14 protein-coding genes are annotated in these 14,925 nt (G+C 68.5%); 7 read left to right on the top strand and 7 right to left on the bottom strand.

The genetic code is table 11. The features are described from left to right. Positions 1-434 precede the first annotated feature (434 nt). From NNX34_RS09460 to NNX34_RS09440, 5 genes are all read right to left on the bottom strand, one after another. Positions 435-1,220, bottom strand: coding sequence for an SDR family oxidoreductase (locus tag NNX34_RS09460; protein ID WP_255766259.1), 786 nt, complete (start codon positions 1,218-1,220; stop codon positions 435-437). A 37-nt stretch (positions 1,221-1,257) separates the two neighbouring features. Then, a complete protein-coding gene (locus NNX34_RS09455; RefSeq protein WP_255766258.1) occupies positions 1,258-1,605 on the bottom strand; it encodes a UBP-type zinc finger domain-containing protein in 348 nt (115 codons plus the stop codon). Positions 1,606-1,741: 136 nt separating this feature from the next. After that, a complete protein-coding gene (locus tag NNX34_RS09450) occupies positions 1,742-3,373 on the bottom strand; it encodes a glycoside hydrolase family 13 protein (RefSeq protein ID WP_255766591.1) in 1,632 nt (543 codons plus the stop codon). Between the two features lie 107 nt (positions 3,374-3,480). Continuing rightward, on the bottom strand, positions 3,481-4,728 hold the full coding sequence (locus NNX34_RS09445) for an RNA polymerase sigma factor (RefSeq protein WP_370647265.1): 1,248 nt from the start codon (positions 4,726-4,728) through the stop codon (positions 3,481-3,483). 2 nt (positions 4,729-4,730) lie between these two features. After that, a complete protein-coding gene (locus NNX34_RS09440; RefSeq protein WP_255766257.1) occupies positions 4,731-5,174 on the bottom strand; it encodes a YciI family protein in 444 nt (147 codons plus the stop codon). 220 nt (positions 5,175-5,394) lie between these two features. On the opposite strand from NNX34_RS09440, the gene NNX34_RS09435 reads away from it, so the two are divergent. From NNX34_RS09435 to NNX34_RS09415, 5 genes are all read left to right on the top strand, one after another. After that, complete coding sequence (locus tag NNX34_RS09435; RefSeq protein WP_255766256.1) at positions 5,395-7,209, top strand: BTAD domain-containing putative transcriptional regulator; 1,815 nt, start codon at positions 5,395-5,397, stop codon at positions 7,207-7,209. Positions 7,210-7,269: 60 nt separating this feature from the next. Continuing rightward, positions 7,270-8,100 (top strand): class I SAM-dependent methyltransferase, encoded by an 831-nt coding sequence (locus NNX34_RS09430; protein WP_255766255.1) that lies wholly within the window; start codon positions 7,270-7,272, stop codon positions 8,098-8,100. Between the two features lie 1,118 nt (positions 8,101-9,218). Further along, complete coding sequence (locus NNX34_RS09425; protein ID WP_227911407.1) at positions 9,219-9,521, top strand: DUF4193 domain-containing protein; 303 nt, start codon at positions 9,219-9,221, stop codon at positions 9,519-9,521. Between the two features lie 90 nt (positions 9,522-9,611). Beyond that, positions 9,612-10,046 (top strand): cytidine deaminase, encoded by a 435-nt coding sequence (locus tag NNX34_RS09420; protein ID WP_255766254.1) that lies wholly within the window; start codon positions 9,612-9,614, stop codon positions 10,044-10,046. 7 nt (positions 10,047-10,053) lie between these two features. After that, on the top strand, positions 10,054-10,611 hold the full coding sequence (locus NNX34_RS09415; protein WP_255766253.1) for a GNAT family N-acetyltransferase: 558 nt from the start codon (positions 10,054-10,056) through the stop codon (positions 10,609-10,611). On the opposite strand, the gene NNX34_RS09410 is transcribed toward NNX34_RS09415, so the two are convergent. After that, positions 10,584-11,144, bottom strand: a complete 561-nt coding sequence (locus tag NNX34_RS09410; RefSeq protein WP_255766252.1) for a heme-binding protein — start codon at positions 11,142-11,144, stop codon at positions 10,584-10,586. The genes NNX34_RS09415 and NNX34_RS09410 overlap by 28 nt on opposite strands. A 65-nt stretch (positions 11,145-11,209) precedes the next feature. Here NNX34_RS09410 and NNX34_RS09405 point away from each other — a divergent pair, with 65 nt between their 5' ends. Beyond that, positions 11,210-11,839: a peptide deformylase gene (locus NNX34_RS09405; protein ID WP_308219730.1), complete on the top strand. Its 630-nt coding sequence runs from the start codon at positions 11,210-11,212 to the stop codon at positions 11,837-11,839. Between the two features lie 28 nt (positions 11,840-11,867). Here the strand turns inward: NNX34_RS09405 and NNX34_RS09400 are convergent, their stop codons facing one another. Next, positions 11,868-13,907, bottom strand: coding sequence for a S9 family peptidase (locus NNX34_RS09400; RefSeq protein ID WP_255766251.1), 2,040 nt, complete (start codon positions 13,905-13,907; stop codon positions 11,868-11,870). Between the two features lie 57 nt (positions 13,908-13,964). On the opposite strand from NNX34_RS09400, the gene NNX34_RS09395 reads away from it, so the two are divergent. After that, on the top strand, positions 13,965-14,801 hold the full coding sequence (locus NNX34_RS09395; protein ID WP_255766250.1) for a putative RNA methyltransferase: 837 nt from the start codon (positions 13,965-13,967) through the stop codon (positions 14,799-14,801). The last annotated feature ends 124 nt before the right edge of the window (positions 14,802-14,925 follow it).

Here is a 14,925-nt window from a genome sequence, read left to right as displayed (position 1 = left end):
AGACCGGCTGGGTGAAATGCGCGCACTGGAGCTTCCCGGCCCGGGCCGGGCAAAGACAGGGGAGTGGCCTGGGCGCAGCCCGTCTGCTGCGTAGGTTCCGTGCCGGCGCACGGCTTCGCGGCGGGTGCAGGGGGACGACGTCGGCTGCAGGCCGTATCGGGCTGATCAGCCAGCCGGCACTGATGGTGCCGGCACTGTTCGTGCGTGTGATGGTTCTGCCGACCGTGCCGGACCGGCATCCCGCGGGCGTGGGGCGGGGCGGTGTGGGCGGTGCGGTCGGTGGCAGGGGCGGTTCCAGTTCCTGGTTGCCGATCCCCGCGGGGGCGCCGGCCCAGGTCTTACTGCGGCCGGGCGCACTGCGCCGGGCGAGCCGCCGGCGCCGGGAGGTAGTCCTCACCGGCGCCAACGGTTCCGCCGAAGGGCGGTTGGGTTGGTTAGGACCAGATGTCGTCGCCGCGCAGCGTGGCGTCGGCGCCGCCGTCGGTGTAGATGGTCTGCCCCGTGGTGTGGGTGTTCTCTTCGGAGGTCAGCCAGACCAGGAGGCGGGCAATAACTTCCGGTTCCGAGTGGCCGTTCAGCGGCATGGGCACGTTGGCGTCCACCATGGCCCGGCCTTCAGGGGTGGACAGCAGGTCTCGCGTCATCGCGGAGAGCACGGTGCCCGGTGCAACCGCGTTCAGCGGAATCCCGGCGCCGGCAAAGGCGGGGGTGATGCTCTCGCGGCGGACCCAGCGGCTCAGTGCCCGCTTGCTGGACGGGTAGTTCAGGTAGCCGGTCTGGGGGCCGTTGTCGGCAAGCGCCTGGCCGATCCGCAGGGCTTCCTCCTCGTTGCCGGCGAGCATGGCGTCGACAAGTTCGGGGGAGTTGGGCTGCAGGCTCGCCATGGAGCTGACGACGGCGGCGCGCGGGGCACTGCTCTTCGCCAGGGTCGGGGCCAGTTCGGTCAGGAAATCCGTGACGCCGAAGAAGTTCACGGCAACGGTGATGGGTGCCGGGGCGGAAATGCCGGCGCACGCGATGACTGCGTCGACGTTCCCGCCGGCAAGTTCCACGGCCTTCGCGACGGCGGCGGAGCGGCCCTCGGGCTTGCTCAGGTCCGCTTCGACGTCGGCGTTGCGCAGGTCGACGCCGATGACGGTGTTGCCGCGCTCCTTCAGGATGGCGGCGGTTGCTGCTCCGATGCCGGAGGCGGATCCGGTCACAATGTAGGTTCTAGTCATGTTTACAGTGTAGACCTGTCAGCCTCGTCCCGGCGTTTCAATGCAGCAGTTCCTGCCAGTCCGGCGGCACCCGGTCAGCTGGCCCGGGAACAGACTGGCTGTTCGGGTGGTGGGCCGGCGGGGCGAGCTCCGGCCCCACGAAGACCGAGGACTCCGCGTAGTTCCAGAACCAGTCCTCCCCGGGTTCGAAGCTGCGGATCACGGGATGCCCGGACTGCTGTTCGTGAAGGGTGGCGTGCTGCCCGGGGGAGCTGTCGCAGCAGCCGATGTGCCCGCATTCGGCACACCGGCGCAGGTGGTACCACCACCCCTGCTGCTCGGCGCATTCCACACAGCCCGGGCCGCTGGGCGGAACTGAAACGTTGATACCGGGGATCGGGTCCATGACGGACCTCCTTTGACGTACGGGCTGATCATCAGTACCGGCCGGCATACGGGAATGCCGTCCCCACCACGTTAGCCACCCGGCCGTCCCCGTCAACAGGTGCCGGGCACAACAGGTCCCGGGTCCGGGGTCCGGACTAGGCCAGCCAGGCGGTGGTGTCGGGCGGCAGCAGGCCGCCCTCGAGTGCGCCGCTGCTGAGCAGCACGGACCCTTCCGGCAGTTCGATGGCCGCACCGCCGAAGTTGGTGATGCTCTGCCACCCGCCGGGCCGTTGGAAGTGCAGCACGGTAGCCGCGCTCCGGACCCAGAGCAGTTCCTCCGGACCCTGCTGCTTTCCGCGCAGCTCCAAGGCACGGCGGTAGAAATGCAGGGTCGAGTCCCCGTCCTGCTCCTGGGCGGAGACGGCAGCCCGCGCGAAGTCGCCGGGCTGGGGCAGATGGGCGGAGCCGGTGCCGAAGCCGAAGGACGGGCCGTCCGCGGTCCAGGGCAGGGGTACCCGGCACCCGTCACGGCCCTTGTCCACACCCGCGTTGCGGTGGAACGTTGGATCCTGCCGGCCTGCGTCCGGGATGTCCGCCACTTCGTGCAGGCCCAGTTCCTCCCCTTGGTACAGGTAAGCCGAACCCGGCAGCGCGAGCATCAGCAGCGTGGCGGCCCGCGCCCGGCGCAGGCCCAGCTCACGGTCCAGCGCCGGTTCGGTGCCGCCCGAGAAGACCCACGCTTTTCCGTCCTGTCCTTTTTTACTCCCTGCCGGAGCGGGCGGCAGGCCGTACCGCGTGGCGTGCCGGACGACGTCGTGGTTGGACAGCACCCAGGTGGAGGAGGCGCCGGTGGCAGCGGCCTGGTCCAGGTTGGCGGTGATGACCTCCCGGAACCGGGCGGCATCGAAGTCCGCCTGGAGCAGGTCGAAGTTGAACGCCTGGCCCAGGCCTTCGGGACTGGCGTACCGCCCGCGGCGCGAGGCATGCACCCAGGCCTCGGCAACCGCCGTGCGCGGAGGATCGTACTCGTTGAACAGCTTCCGCCACTCGGCATAGATTTGGTGGACCTCGTCACGGTCCCAGAACGGGTGGCCGCCGTCGACACCGTCACCTTCCGGCGTCAGCTCGGCGCTGGCTGCCAGGGGCTCGGTAAGGTCCTTCGCCAGTGCGTGGGCCACATCGATCCGGAAGCCGTCCACGCCGCGGTCGGACCAGAAGCGCAGGGTGGTGAGGAACTCCGCGCGCACCTCGGGGTTCTCCCAGTTGAAATCGGGCTGTTCCGGGGCGAACAGGTGCAGGTACCACTGCCCGTCCGGCACCTGCTCCCAGGCGCTGCCGCCGAAGACAGACTGCCAGTCCGAGGGCGGCAGGCTTCCGCCGGGTCCTGTTCCGTCCCGGAAGATGTACCGGTTGCGGGCCGGGGAGCCCTTGGGGGACGCCAGCGCTTCCTGGAACCAGGCGTGGCGGTTGGAGGAGTGGTTCGGGACGATGTCCACGATCAGTTTGATGCCGGCGGAGTGCAGTGCCGCGGCAAGGTCATCGAAGTCGTCCAGGCCGCCCAGGCGCGGATCGACGGCGCGGTAGTCGTCGACGTCGTACCCGCCGTCCGCGAGCGCCGAGGGGTAGAACGGGCTCAGCCAGACGGCGTCGACCCCCAGTTGCGCAAGGTACGGAACCTTGGCCGTGATGCCGGGCAGGTCACCGAGGCCGTCTGCGTTCGAATCCGAGAAGCTGCGCGGATAGATCTGGTAGACGGCGGCCTGCCGCCACCAGTGCGGATCCTTCATCGGGTCGGCGTGGAACGGCTGTGCGGAAGCGGTCAAGGCGGTCCTTCGGGTATGCGGCGTTTATGCGTTCCCTGGACTCTACCAACGGGTGTGGCACAGCTGACATCTCAGGGGGCGGCGGCCCGGCGTTCGAGCACCTCCCGTTCGCGGCGGTTCCGGGCCAGGGCTGCGGCAGCGGAAAATTCGGCCCGGGCCTCGTCCGTCCGGCCGAGCCTTGCCAGCAGCTCGGCCCGCACACTGGGCAACAGATGGGATCCCCGCAGTGCACCTTCGGCCGCCAGGCGGTCCACGATGGCCAAGGCAGCTTCCGGGCCTGTCGCCATGGACACTGCCACCGCCCGGTTCAGTTCAACCACGGGACCGGGGGAGAGCCGGCCCAGTGCTTCGTAGAGCAGCACGATGCGGGGCCAGTCCGTGAGCTCGGGCCGTGCGGCCGTGGCGTGGCACTGCGCGATAGCGGCCTGCAGGGCATAGCTCCCGCGTGCGCGGCCGAGTTCCTCCGACAGCCCGTCGGCACGGGCAAGGCCAGCGACGCCGCGGTGGATCTGCGCCCGGTCCCAGCGGGTGCGGTCCTGGTCCGCCAGCAGGACGGGCGCACCGCCGGGACCGGTGCGGGCGGCGAAGCGGGAGGCGGAGAATTCCATCAGGGCCACCAGCGCCTGTGCTTCCGGTACCCGGGGGACCAGCCCGGCGAGGACCCTTCCGATCCGCAGCGCTTCGTTCGCCAGGTCCGGCCGGGTCCAGTTCTCGCCGCTGGTCGCCGCGTACCCTTCGGTGAACATCAGGTAGATGACATGCAGCACCCCGCGCAGCCGCGGCGTCCACTCATTGGGCTCCGGCGGTTCAAAGGGAACCCTGGCCGCCGCCAGGGTCTTCCGGGCCCGGACAATGCGCTGCTGCACTGTGGCTGCGGGGACCAGGAACAGCCGGGCAATTTCATCGGTGCGCAGCGACCCCACCACCCGCAGGGTCAAGGCAATCTGTGCCTCCGTGGAGAGCACCGGATGGCAGGCCGTGAACAGCAGCCGAAGCACATCATCGGGCAGCGGGTCCCACTCCGGGGCTGCCTCGTCCTGCGCCCGGCGTGCCAGCATCTCGTAGCGGTCCTGAAGCCGCTCGGCCCGCCGCCACCTGTCGATGGCCCGGCGTTTGGCCACCGTACTGATCCAGGCACCGGGGTTGCGGGGAATGCCGGTTCCGCTCCATGTGACCAGGGCCTCGGCGACGGCGTCCTGCGCGGCGTCCTCGGCAAGGCCGACGTCGCCGGTCACCCGGGCCAGGGCAGCCACAATCCGGGCGCCTTCGATGCGCCACAGGGCATCGAGGCGTCCCCGGACTGCTGCCGCGGAATCCACGGCTATCTGTTCTCCGCGTTCAGGTTCTCCTCTTCCTGACGCCACAGCTCTTCCTTCCGGATGTATTCGTTGTCCGCAAAGTCGGCGAAATCGTCAGCTTCATTCACGCGCCGGACCTCGAGTTTGGACCCGGGACCAAGCGGCGCACGGCTGGCCCACTCCGCGGCCTCCTCACGGGAGCCCACCTGCACAATCCAAAATCCGTTGAAGAGTTCGTGGGTTTCACCGTAGGGGCCGTCGGTGACCAGCGGCGGATCCTCGGAGAAATCCACCACCAACCCGCTGCCCTCGGAGACGTCCGCCAGGCCTTCGCCTCCGATCATCACTCCGGCATTGATCATCGACTCGTTGTAGGCACCCATCTGGTTGATGATCTGCTCAAACGGGATGGCCTTGGACGCCTGCAGCGCCTCGTCGGTGGCCCGCATGATGAACATGTACTTCATGGCACTCTCCTTGCTGCTTGTTTTATGGAAGGTGCTGATGCGCCTCCTACTATGACGTCGAACGGGCAGGATGGATATCGACAGCAGAGAAGAATTTTCCTGGCGCCGGAGTGCGGGGCCGCCTCAGTGCCAGCAGCCGTTCAGCCGACGGCGGTGATGCCGCGTGTCTGGTTGCGTCCCGGCCTTTCGGCCAGCCGGACCGGGTCCTACAGTGTGGTGCATGGCTGGGATTAGGGTGCGCCTCCTGGGGCCGCCGTCGATCGAGTGCCCAGCCGGTGACGGGAGGCAGCCCCGTGGCCGGAAGGGTTGGGGGCTGCTCACCTATCTGCTGCTGCACCGCATTCCCACTCCGCGCGGCCAGCTGGCCGCGATGCTGTTTCCCGATGCCGGGGATCCGCTCGGGGCGCTGCGCTGGCACCTGTCGGATCTGCGCCGCGTGCTGGGCCCGGGCTCGGTGCTGCAGGGCGACCCGCTGATCCTGCGGCTGCCGCCGTCGTCGTCCTGCGACGCCGATACCGCCGCACCTTGGTCAGCGGACACCGGGTCCGCCGAACTCCTTGAGCGGCTGGAGTTCGCTGACTGCCCCGGCTTCGATACCTGGCTGACCGTGGAACGCCACCGGCTGCGGCACTTCGTTGAAACAGCGGCCTACGAAAAGGGGTTGGCTGCCCTCGCCGACGGCGATACCGGCAGTGCCGTGCAGTTCGCCGGGCAGGCCGTTCGCCTGGACCCGCTGAACGGTGACTTCCATGCCCAGCTTGTCCGCGCCCTCCTGGCCGGCGGGGACCGCAGCGGAGCCCGGGACCAGGCCGCCCGGTGCACCCGCCTTTTTGCCGAACACCTTGGCCTGGGCATGCCCGCTGAAGTCCAGCAGGCCCTGGCCGCCCCGGATGTCAGGATCAGTGCCCTGCCGGCCACCGCCGTCGCTGTCAGGTCCTATCTGGAAGCGGCCGCGTCCTGCCTCGCCGCCGGTGCCGCCACGCCCGCGTTGGCGCACCTGCGGGTGGCCGGCGGCCTGGCCGAACGGACCCGGAACCGCCAGCTGCAGGCCGAGGCACTTCTGGCCCTGGCGGGAGCCCTGATCCACGGTGCCGGCGGCCGCGGCGCCGAGGTCGCCGACCTGATGCACCGCGTGGTGTCCCTCTCCGGGCCGGACGGCAGCCCTGCCGTGCAGGCTGCCGCCTACCGGGAACTGGGATTCCTCGCCGTGCAGCGCGGCTTCCCGGCGAGCGGGATTCGCTGGCTGGCCCGGGCGTTGGCGTTGGCGTCGGCGGCCGGACTGGCGGACGAAACGGCCAGGGTGTTGGGCGTCCGCGGAATGCTGGCCACCGATACCGCTGACTATCCCGCAGCCGCCGAAGCGCTGGCCACATCGACGGGCCTGAGCACCGACGGCGGCAACCTCCGGCAGGCAGCGTTCGCCCGTGCCATGCTGGGCCGGCTATACCTGCTGACCGGGCAGCACCGCACCGCCGCTGAGGAACTCGACGCGTCCCTGATGCTCCTCGCGAGTGAGCACTGGACCGCGTTCCGACCGCTGGTGGAGGCCCTGAGAAGCGAGGCATATCTGCTTTCCGGCGCTTCGGCGGAAGCGGCGGAGCTGGCCGACCACGCGGTCGCGCTGGCCGAGGCATTCGGGGACCGCTGTTATCTGGACTCGGCGTTCCAGGCCAAGGCCCGGGTCCTGCTGGCTGCCGGCGACCGGGCTGCTGCGGGAGAGTGGATCCGCCGCGGGCTGCGCCCCGACCCCTGGTACCGCTGGTTCCGGGGACGGAACCTGGAATTCGCCTGCACGGTTGCGCTGCATTCGGATCCCCCGCTGGCACTCGTGTACGCACGGGAGCTCAGCGAGTTGTCCAGCCGCTACGGGCACGACGAGCTCACCGTCCGGGCCTATTCCTTCCGGGCGGCGCTGGGGGACTCGGCCGTGGAAACGGCTATTCCGCTGCTGGCCGCCCGCATCACCAATCCCCGGCTGCGGGCTGACCTTGCCGGCCTTGCACACGGCACCGCACACGCCGGGATCGGACACTGACGGGGTCAGGCAGCACAAGGGGCGCAATGCAAGCCCCTCAAACGCAAGGACGTGAGGATCATGACGGACACACAAACCAGCCCCGACCGGGAACTGAAGGCGAAGCTCCGGGCGGTATGGGCGCTCGGGAACTATCCGGCCGTGGCCAGCGAGATCATTCCCGGCCTGGGACCGGTGCTGGTGGAGGCCTGCGGTGTTACGGACCGGGATGAGGTCTTGGACATTGCGGCGGGTACGGGCAACGCAGCAATTCCGGCGGCGGAGACCGGCGCCGCCGTGACAGCCTCGGACCTGACACCGGAACTCCTCGAATCGGGCAAACGGATAGCGCAGTCCCGGGGTGCGTACCTGAACTGGGTGGTGGCCGACGCCGAATCGCTTCCGTTCGCGGACGGCTCCTTCGACGCGGTGATCTCCTGCGTCGGAGTGATGTTCGCTCCGCACCACGGGCCGGCGGCGTCGGAAATGGTGCGTGTGTGCCGGCCCGGCGGAAGGATCGGGCTGATCAACTGGACCCCGGAAGGATTCATCGGGCGCATGTTCGCCGCCATGAAGCCGTACGCGCCGCCTCCGCCTCCCGGAGCGGAGCCGCCGCCGTTGTGGGGAAACCCCGAGCATGTGGAGTCTCTCCTGGCGGGCAAGGTGCGGAATTTCACCGCCGAACGCCGGACCCTTCGTGTTGACCGGTTCGCGACGCCGGAGGAATTCCTGGGCTTTTTCAAAGCGAACTACGGTCCCACCATCGCCGTGTACAAATCGCTCGGGGACAGCCCGGACCGCGCTGCAGCACTGGATCAGGAACTGCTGGAACTGGCGAGCCGGTTCAGCGCCGGCACGGGCAACACGGCCATGGACTGGGAGTACTTGCTGGTCACGGCGCGGCGCGCCTAGGGGAGTGGCCCAGGAGAGTAGGCCCAGGCGAGTGGGCCGGGCCCGGCCCGGTCAGTTCGGCTCCGCGCAGGAAGTCCCGCCGCGCACAGCGTCCCACTGAGTGAGGCGTATGTGACTGGAGGGTTCATTTTCTCCCCATGCGTCACAAACCTCGGGATCCTGTGGGAATCAGCCGCACCTTGTGTACAGCTGATGCTGCCTGCGGGCGATCCAGACAGCATCAGCTGTACACAAGCGGAACGGACCGGCGTCCGTCGTGAGGCATGGATGCTGCCGGAGAGTCGGCCCGGGAATCCGGAATTCGGTCAGCCGCTTGTCTATCAAGGCGCCGGTTTGTGGGTGTAGGACGGTTTCCGTGCGAGCCTGGCCCTCCGGGCCGGGGAACCCGCCCCGGGGGACCCCCTTCTCAACGCTAGTTGACATAATGTAGATTATCGGCGTTATTGACGGGGTGCCGGAAGTGGCGTAAACCACAGATATTCCCCAATCGTCCATCCGGCCCCGATTACCCGCTAATCCCCCGTTTTCGCCGCATTTTCCGGAAATTACCAGCGTCCGTCGTTTTCCGCGCCGGCTCCGGTGCCGTGGATGCTGTCCCGTACTGAAAGGCCGCCTACGGCTGGGGGCCCCAAAACGGCTGACCAGGTCCGACGGTTTCCGTCCCCTTGGCGCCCGATGCGCTGCCGCGTACTCAGTTGACATAACGTCCCCCGGGAACCCGGTCGGGTGATCTGCGCGGCTTTACATAACCGCCGCTCGGCTCCTGCCCTGCCCGGGAAACCGCGTGACCTGGTCGCGCGCCTTTCAGCCGGCGCCAGCCGCGCAAGGCGTAGCTTCCCGGGTTGACATAATGCCCCGATCAGCTGCTCGGCCGGGACTGCGCGGATTGACATAACCGGCTGCTCAACGCTGCCCTGCCGTGCCCTGCAGAGTGACCTGGCCCCGGCCGGCCCGGGCATGAAAGCGGGAATACAAAGTTCCGACGGGACGTTGATCACTTTCCTGCCGTATTTCGTCATCCGTGGCCCGCCACGCCTGTACGGTTTGGTGCAGCGACTTTCGTTGCCCTATATGATCTACGCTTCACCCCCCCACAATCAGGAGATAAGCACAAGAAAATGGCTACCGATTACGATGCCCCGCGCGTCAAGGAAGAAGACCAGCACACAGACTCCCTCGAGGGTCTGAAAGCTCAGCAGCGTGGCGGAGCGATGACAGCAGTCATCGATGTCGAAGAGTCAGACGCCATTGACGGTTTTGACCTTCCGGGTGCGGATCTTTCCGGCGAGGAACTGCTCATCAAGGTGGTTCCCCCGCAGGCAGACGAGTTCACCTGCATGTCCTGCTTCCTCGTACGCCACCGTTCGCAGATTGCCCGCGAAAAAAACGGCGAGGCCTACTGCGTGGACTGCGAGGGCTAGTCACTCCCCGAGCCGCCCAGCCGGGTTCCGCCAGACGGCGGACCCGGCTGTTTGTCTTTAACGGCCGGACCCGCGCCGTAGACTCTGCGCATGCCTACTTCCCTTCCCCCGTCCGCCCTGCCGCTTACCCCTGCGGACCGGGCACTCGTGGACCTGGCCCGGTGCACCATTGACGCTGCCACCGACGCCGGGCCCGACGAAGACGGCATCCACACCATGGGCGCGGCGGTCCGCACGGCCGACGGCGGCATGCACGCGGGTGTGAACCTCTATCACTTCACCGGCGGTCCCTGCGCCGAACTTGTTGCCCTGGGCGCGGCACGGGCGGCCGGAGCCGCCGAGCCCACCTGCATTGTCGCCGTCGGCAACCATGGCCGCGGTGTCCAAAGCCCGTGCGGCCGGGACCGGCAGATCCTTGCCGACTACTACCCCGGGATCCGCGTGATCCTGCCGACGCCGGAGGGCCCGGTCAGCATTTCCGCGGGAGACCTGCTGCCACTGGGATTCGTCCCGCCTGCGACATAACCGCCGGATGCGGGCCGCTCCCCTGCTGCGTGCCTGGACGCAGGCCGACGCTCCGTCCCTCCATGCGGCGTTCGCCGCCGATCCTGGGATCGAGCACCAGCTGGGCTGCCGGCTCGACGACGTCGGACAGGCCGCCCGGTATCTCCAGACCGCCCTGGCCGATTCTCCGCAGCGGCGAAGCTTCGCGGTCGACATGGGCGGCACGGCCGTAGGGAACATCGGAATCAGTGCCATCGACATGCGGCACCAGACCGCCTGGGTCTCCTATTGGCTCGCTCCGTCCGCGCGGGGACATTCCCTGGCCTCCCGCGGCGTCGCGGCCGCAGCAGCCTGGGCCCTCGGCGACGGCGGCCTTTTCCGCCTCGAGCTGGGACACCGGACCAACAACCCCGCATCGTGCCGGGTGGCGCTGAACGCCGGATTCCGGCCGGAGGGTATCGAACGGTCGAAACTGCGCTACGGCAAGGACCGCTTCGACGTGGAAACCCATGCGCGGCTTGCCTCCGATCCGGTGCCCGGCATCAGTGCGCTGCCGCTTCAATCCCCCGGCCCCTCCACGTCCTGAACCACTTCATTGCGGCGCAGGAACCACGGCCGGAACGGCGGGTCGAACCGCGCGAACCGCGGACCACCCAGAGGGGAGAACCCTTCGGCAGATACTGCAGCCAGCAGGGTGTGGAGATGGCTTTGGTAGTTGGCTTCGCTCCAACGGCCGGAAAACGCCGCAGCAGCCGCCGTCTGACCCGGCACCGAAACAATGCTGACGGCCGGATCCTCAGGTACCGGGGCGGCGGCAGCGGTCAGCTCCGCGGGCAGGACGAAAGCCACGCAGAAGGCACCCGGAATCGGGCTTGGCTCCAGCAGGACCGGAGCGGTCATTGCCAGGGCCTGCCCGTCGGTACCGGACGGCGCCTGTTCCGGCGGGAGCAGGAACGAGTTCCTCCCGCTGATGTACGCGTAGAGGTGCCGGAAGCCGGCATTGCCCGCCACCTGGAAGCCTGCGTTCACGGTGACCTGGGCCACGAGGTGCGCGGGGTAATGGCGCAACTCGAAACCCGGATACCGCCCCAGGACGCTGTACGTCTGCTGCTCGGTCATGGTGCCCACGACGTTACGCCGCCCTGGCTGCGCGCGAACACCGTAGCGGCCACTAGGATGAAGCGGTGCCCACAGATTCCACCGCCCTGCTGCGCGACCTGGTCCTGCCGATGCTTGAGCAGGAGCTCGTGCCGATAGTCCAACTGGGGCACCCCGCCCTCCGCCGTGAGGCGCTGCCCTTCGACGGCGAACTGGACGCCGCCGAACTGGACGCTCTCGTTGCGCTCATGCGCCGGGTCATGCATGCCGCCCCCGGCGTGGGACTGGCTGCACCCCAACTGGGTATTCCGCTCCAGATCGCGGTGCTGGAAGACACCTTCGACGCCGGTGCCGAAGCCTCCGCCCTCCGGGAGCGGGTTCCCCTGCCGTTCTTCACCATCATCAATCCCCGGTACGAAGCCGACGGAGACGAGACCGCCGCGTTCTTCGAAGGCTGCCTGTCCTTCGAGGGCTACCAAGGCGTGGTCCGCCGGCCCCGTTCCGTGGTGCTGGACTACACCGACCTGCAGTCCCGGCAGCGCATGGAGCGCTTCAGCGGCTGGCAGGCGCGGATAGTCCAGCATGAAACGGACCATCTCTTCGGAACCGTGTACGTGGACAAGATGCTTCCCCGGTCCCTGTGCAGCAACGCCGAATACGCCCGCCGCTGGGCCGCACCGGGTATCGGCGAGGCCCAGCGGATACTGGGTTTCTAGGCTAGGCAGGTTCTAGGCTAGGCAGGTTCTAGGCACGCGCAGGCTCCGGCGTGCGGGCCTGCTCCGGGGCCGGGTTCTGCGGCGTCGGCAGCCAGCGGGCCCACCATGCGAGCAGATGCTCGAAGCGGCGCCGCCGGTGCCACGGCGTGCCGCTGCGTGAAAGCTCGTGGTTTTCGCCCGGGAAGAGCAGCAGCTCGGTAGGCACCGACCGCAGCTTTAAGGCGGTGTAATACCGCTGGGCCTGCTCCACCGGACAGCGCAGGTCCTCTTCGGAATGGACCACGAACGTGGGGGTGCGGACGGAGTCCACGCACGCCATCGGGCTCTGCGCCTGCACGGCGGCCGGATCCGTGCCGGTGTAGCCGGCGCTGAAGAACCAGCCGATGTCCGCGGAGCCGACAAAGGACAGGGGATCCAGGAAGCCGCGTTCCACCACGGCGGCAGTGAACCGGTGGTCGTGCGCGATGGTCCATGCCGTGAGATAGCCGCCGTAGGATCCGCCCATGATACCCAGCCGGCTTCCGTCCAGTTCCGGATGCGCGGCCAGCGCACCGTCCACGAACGCCAGCACGTCGGCCAGGTCCAGGGTGCCCATGGCTTCCTTGATGCTTCGGCCGTGCGCCTGCCCGTAGCCGGCTGACCCGCGGGGGTTGCACATCAGCACCGCGTAACCGGCGTTGGTGTAGACCTGTGTCTCGTCGAAATAGCCCCAGCCGTACTGGGCGAACGGACCGCCGTGGATGTTCAGCAGCACCGGGTGCGGGCCGGGCCCCTCGGGCAGCGCCAGCCAGCCGTGCACGGGATAGCCGCCCCCGGAGGGATGGGTTTCCTCCACCGGCAGCGCCACTGCGGTTTCCCGGCGCAGCGCGTCGGAGAAGTCCGTGATGGGGCGGAGGCCGCCGGCGTCGACGACGGCGAGGTCGCCGGCCGTCCGCGGGTCGGTGTAGCCGACCACCACTGTGCCGCCCGCGGACCCGGCCGTTTCCACGACCCGGGGCCCCGCCACCAGGACTTCCACGCGTCCGCGCGGATCCACGGCCAGGAGTTCACCTGCCCCGCGCGTCCGGCGAAAGACCAGCACCTCGGCGCCGTGGTGCGGCACCACGGTACCCTCTGCGAGGTCAGCGCTCTCCGGATCCGTCAGTCGGCGCACTGCCGTTGGATCCGCTGCCGGGGCCGCATACAGTGCGGTGTTCCGGGCGACGAAATCGGTGCCGGTGACGGAAACCTCCTGGCCCAGATAGAACAGCCAGTGCCCGTTGGTGCTCTCCACCGGGTCCGAAACCGTCAGCGGGTTGCCGGCGTCGTGATTGGTAAGCCGGGTGAGGCCGGTGCCGTCGGGGAGAATGCTGAAGACATCGGACACCAGGGACGCATCCAGATCCGGGGAGGACGTGAACAGGATCCGGCCGCCGTCCGCCGTGAACACCGGCTGCAGATGGTCTGCTGCGTCGGAAGTCAGCTGGACGGCCTCGGGCAGGCCCTTTCCGGACTCGGCGCCGTCCTTGGCCCGGCCCCGCGGCTCGATGTGCGGTTCGGCGTCGAGGTCCGGCAAGACCAAGTGGAAGATCTGCACCGGCTTGTCGCCGGTGTAGCCCACCCCGTTCATCCGGTATTTGAAGGTGGTGATGAGCCGGGGATCCTCAGCGGCGGAACCCACGCCGTCCGTGGTTCCGTACCGGCCTTCCTCCGGTACGCGGGCGGAAAACACCACGCTGCGGCCGTCCGGCGAGAAATTGAACCAGGACACGCCCAGCAATGCGTCAGTCAGCCGGACGGGCTCCCCGCTGCCGGCACCGAGGATGAACAGCTGGGCCGGCTCCCCCGGTGCTGCACGCAGGAACCCGAGGCTGGAACCGTCGGGACTGTACTTCGGCGACGTGTCCCGGAAACCGCGGGTGAGCCGGCGCGGCCGGCCTCCCTGCGTCAGGGGAACCCGCCACAGCTGCCCGGTATAGGCATCGGCGGTGAAGTCCGGCCGGGTCACTGAGACCACGCAGTGCAGGGCATCGGGATGGACGGCCGGAGCGGACAGGGAATTCAGGAGAGGCAGGTCACATGGTTTCACGCTCCGAAGCCTAATGTCCGCGGCCGCCGGGGCCAACCGCCGCCTTAGGATGGACTCATGCCTTCCCTGCCGCTGCTGGTCTGTCCCGTCTGTGGCAGCAGCCTCGAACCCGATTCGGGCAACCGTTCCCTCAGCTGCGCTGCCGGCCATCGATATGATGCGGCCAAGCAGGGCTACTTCAATCTCCTCACAGGCGGCGGCACCAAGTTCCAGGCCGACACTGCCGCCATGGTGCAGGCCCGCACGGACTTCCTCGCGGCCGGGCACTACCAACCCATGGCGGCCGAGCTGGCACGCCTCGTATCGGCAGCAGCACCTCACGCAGGAGCGGTTCTCGACGCCGGCGCCGGCACGGGCTACTACCTCGCCGAGGTGCTTCGGCCGCTTCCCGGGGCCGCCGCGGTGGCACTGGACATTTCCAAGTACGCGCTGCGCCGTGCGGCCCGTGCGCTGCCGGGAAGCTACGCACTGGTGTGGGACGTCTGGCGGCGGCTACCGCTGCGGGATGCCTCCGTGGATGTGGTCCTGAACGTCTTCGCGCCAAGGAACCCGTCCGAATTCCGCCGTGTCCTGGCTCCCGGCGGCATCCTGGCAGTGGTGACTCCGCAGCCTGGGCACCTGCAGGAAATCAGGGCAGGCGCGGCGATGCTGGGTATCGCCGCCGAAAAGGAAGAACGGGTCAGCGCGTCCCTGTCGCCCGGTTTCTCTCCCGTGCAGACCGCACAGTGCACGTACTCCATGCAACTGGGCAAAGCGGACGTTCGAAACGCCGTGATGATGGGTCCTTCCGCCCGGCACCTGGAGCAGTCTGCCCTTGAACAGACCCTGGCCGGCCTGCCCGACCCCGTCGAGGTGACTGCGTCCTTCACCCTGCAGATCTTCCGCGCGGACTGAGCGCGGACGCACAAAACGTTATCCTTCCGCCGCCCGTAGCCCTAGGTCTGCGGCACGGTCTCGGGCAGAATGTACTAAACGCCCGGTAACCGACGCCGCGCGCTACCGGCGCCAAAGGCGGGGG

This window comes from Arthrobacter sp. zg-Y1116, from assembly GCF_024385485.1.
Classification (GTDB): Bacteria; Actinomycetota; Actinomycetes; order Actinomycetales; family Micrococcaceae; genus Arthrobacter_B.
The sequence above is the reverse complement of the archived record's forward strand: the minus strand, read 5'-3'. Positions and strand labels throughout refer to the sequence as shown.

What these genes read in the sequence shown, in the direction of transcription:
- NNX34_RS09460 (WP_255766259.1), bottom strand. Translation starts at nt 1,220, where the DNA reads ATGACTAGAACCTACATTGTGACCGGATCCGCCTCCGGCATCGGAGCA.
- NNX34_RS09455 (WP_255766258.1), bottom strand. Translation starts at nt 1,605, where the DNA reads ATGGACCCGATCCCCGGTATCAACGTTTCAGTTCCGCCCAGCGGCCCG.
- NNX34_RS09450 (WP_255766591.1), bottom strand. Translation starts at nt 3,373, where the DNA reads ATGAAGGATCCGCACTGGTGGCGGCAGGCCGCCGTCTACCAGATCTAT.
- NNX34_RS09440 (WP_255766257.1), bottom strand. Translation starts at nt 5,174, where the DNA reads ATGAAGTACATGTTCATCATGCGGGCCACCGACGAGGCGCTGCAGGCG.
- NNX34_RS09435 (WP_255766256.1), top strand. Translation starts at nt 5,395, where the DNA reads ATGGCTGGGATTAGGGTGCGCCTCCTGGGGCCGCCGTCGATCGAGTGC.
- NNX34_RS09430 (WP_255766255.1), top strand. Translation starts at nt 7,270, where the DNA reads ATGACGGACACACAAACCAGCCCCGACCGGGAACTGAAGGCGAAGCTC.
- NNX34_RS09425 (WP_227911407.1), top strand. Translation starts at nt 9,219, where the DNA reads ATGGCTACCGATTACGATGCCCCGCGCGTCAAGGAAGAAGACCAGCAC.
- NNX34_RS09420 (WP_255766254.1), top strand. Translation starts at nt 9,612, where the DNA reads ATGCCTACTTCCCTTCCCCCGTCCGCCCTGCCGCTTACCCCTGCGGAC.
- NNX34_RS09415 (WP_255766253.1), top strand. Translation starts at nt 10,054, where the DNA reads ATGCGGGCCGCTCCCCTGCTGCGTGCCTGGACGCAGGCCGACGCTCCG.
- NNX34_RS09410 (WP_255766252.1), bottom strand. Translation starts at nt 11,144, where the DNA reads ATGACCGAGCAGCAGACGTACAGCGTCCTGGGGCGGTATCCGGGTTTC.
- NNX34_RS09395 (WP_255766250.1), top strand. Translation starts at nt 13,965, where the DNA reads ATGCCTTCCCTGCCGCTGCTGGTCTGTCCCGTCTGTGGCAGCAGCCTC.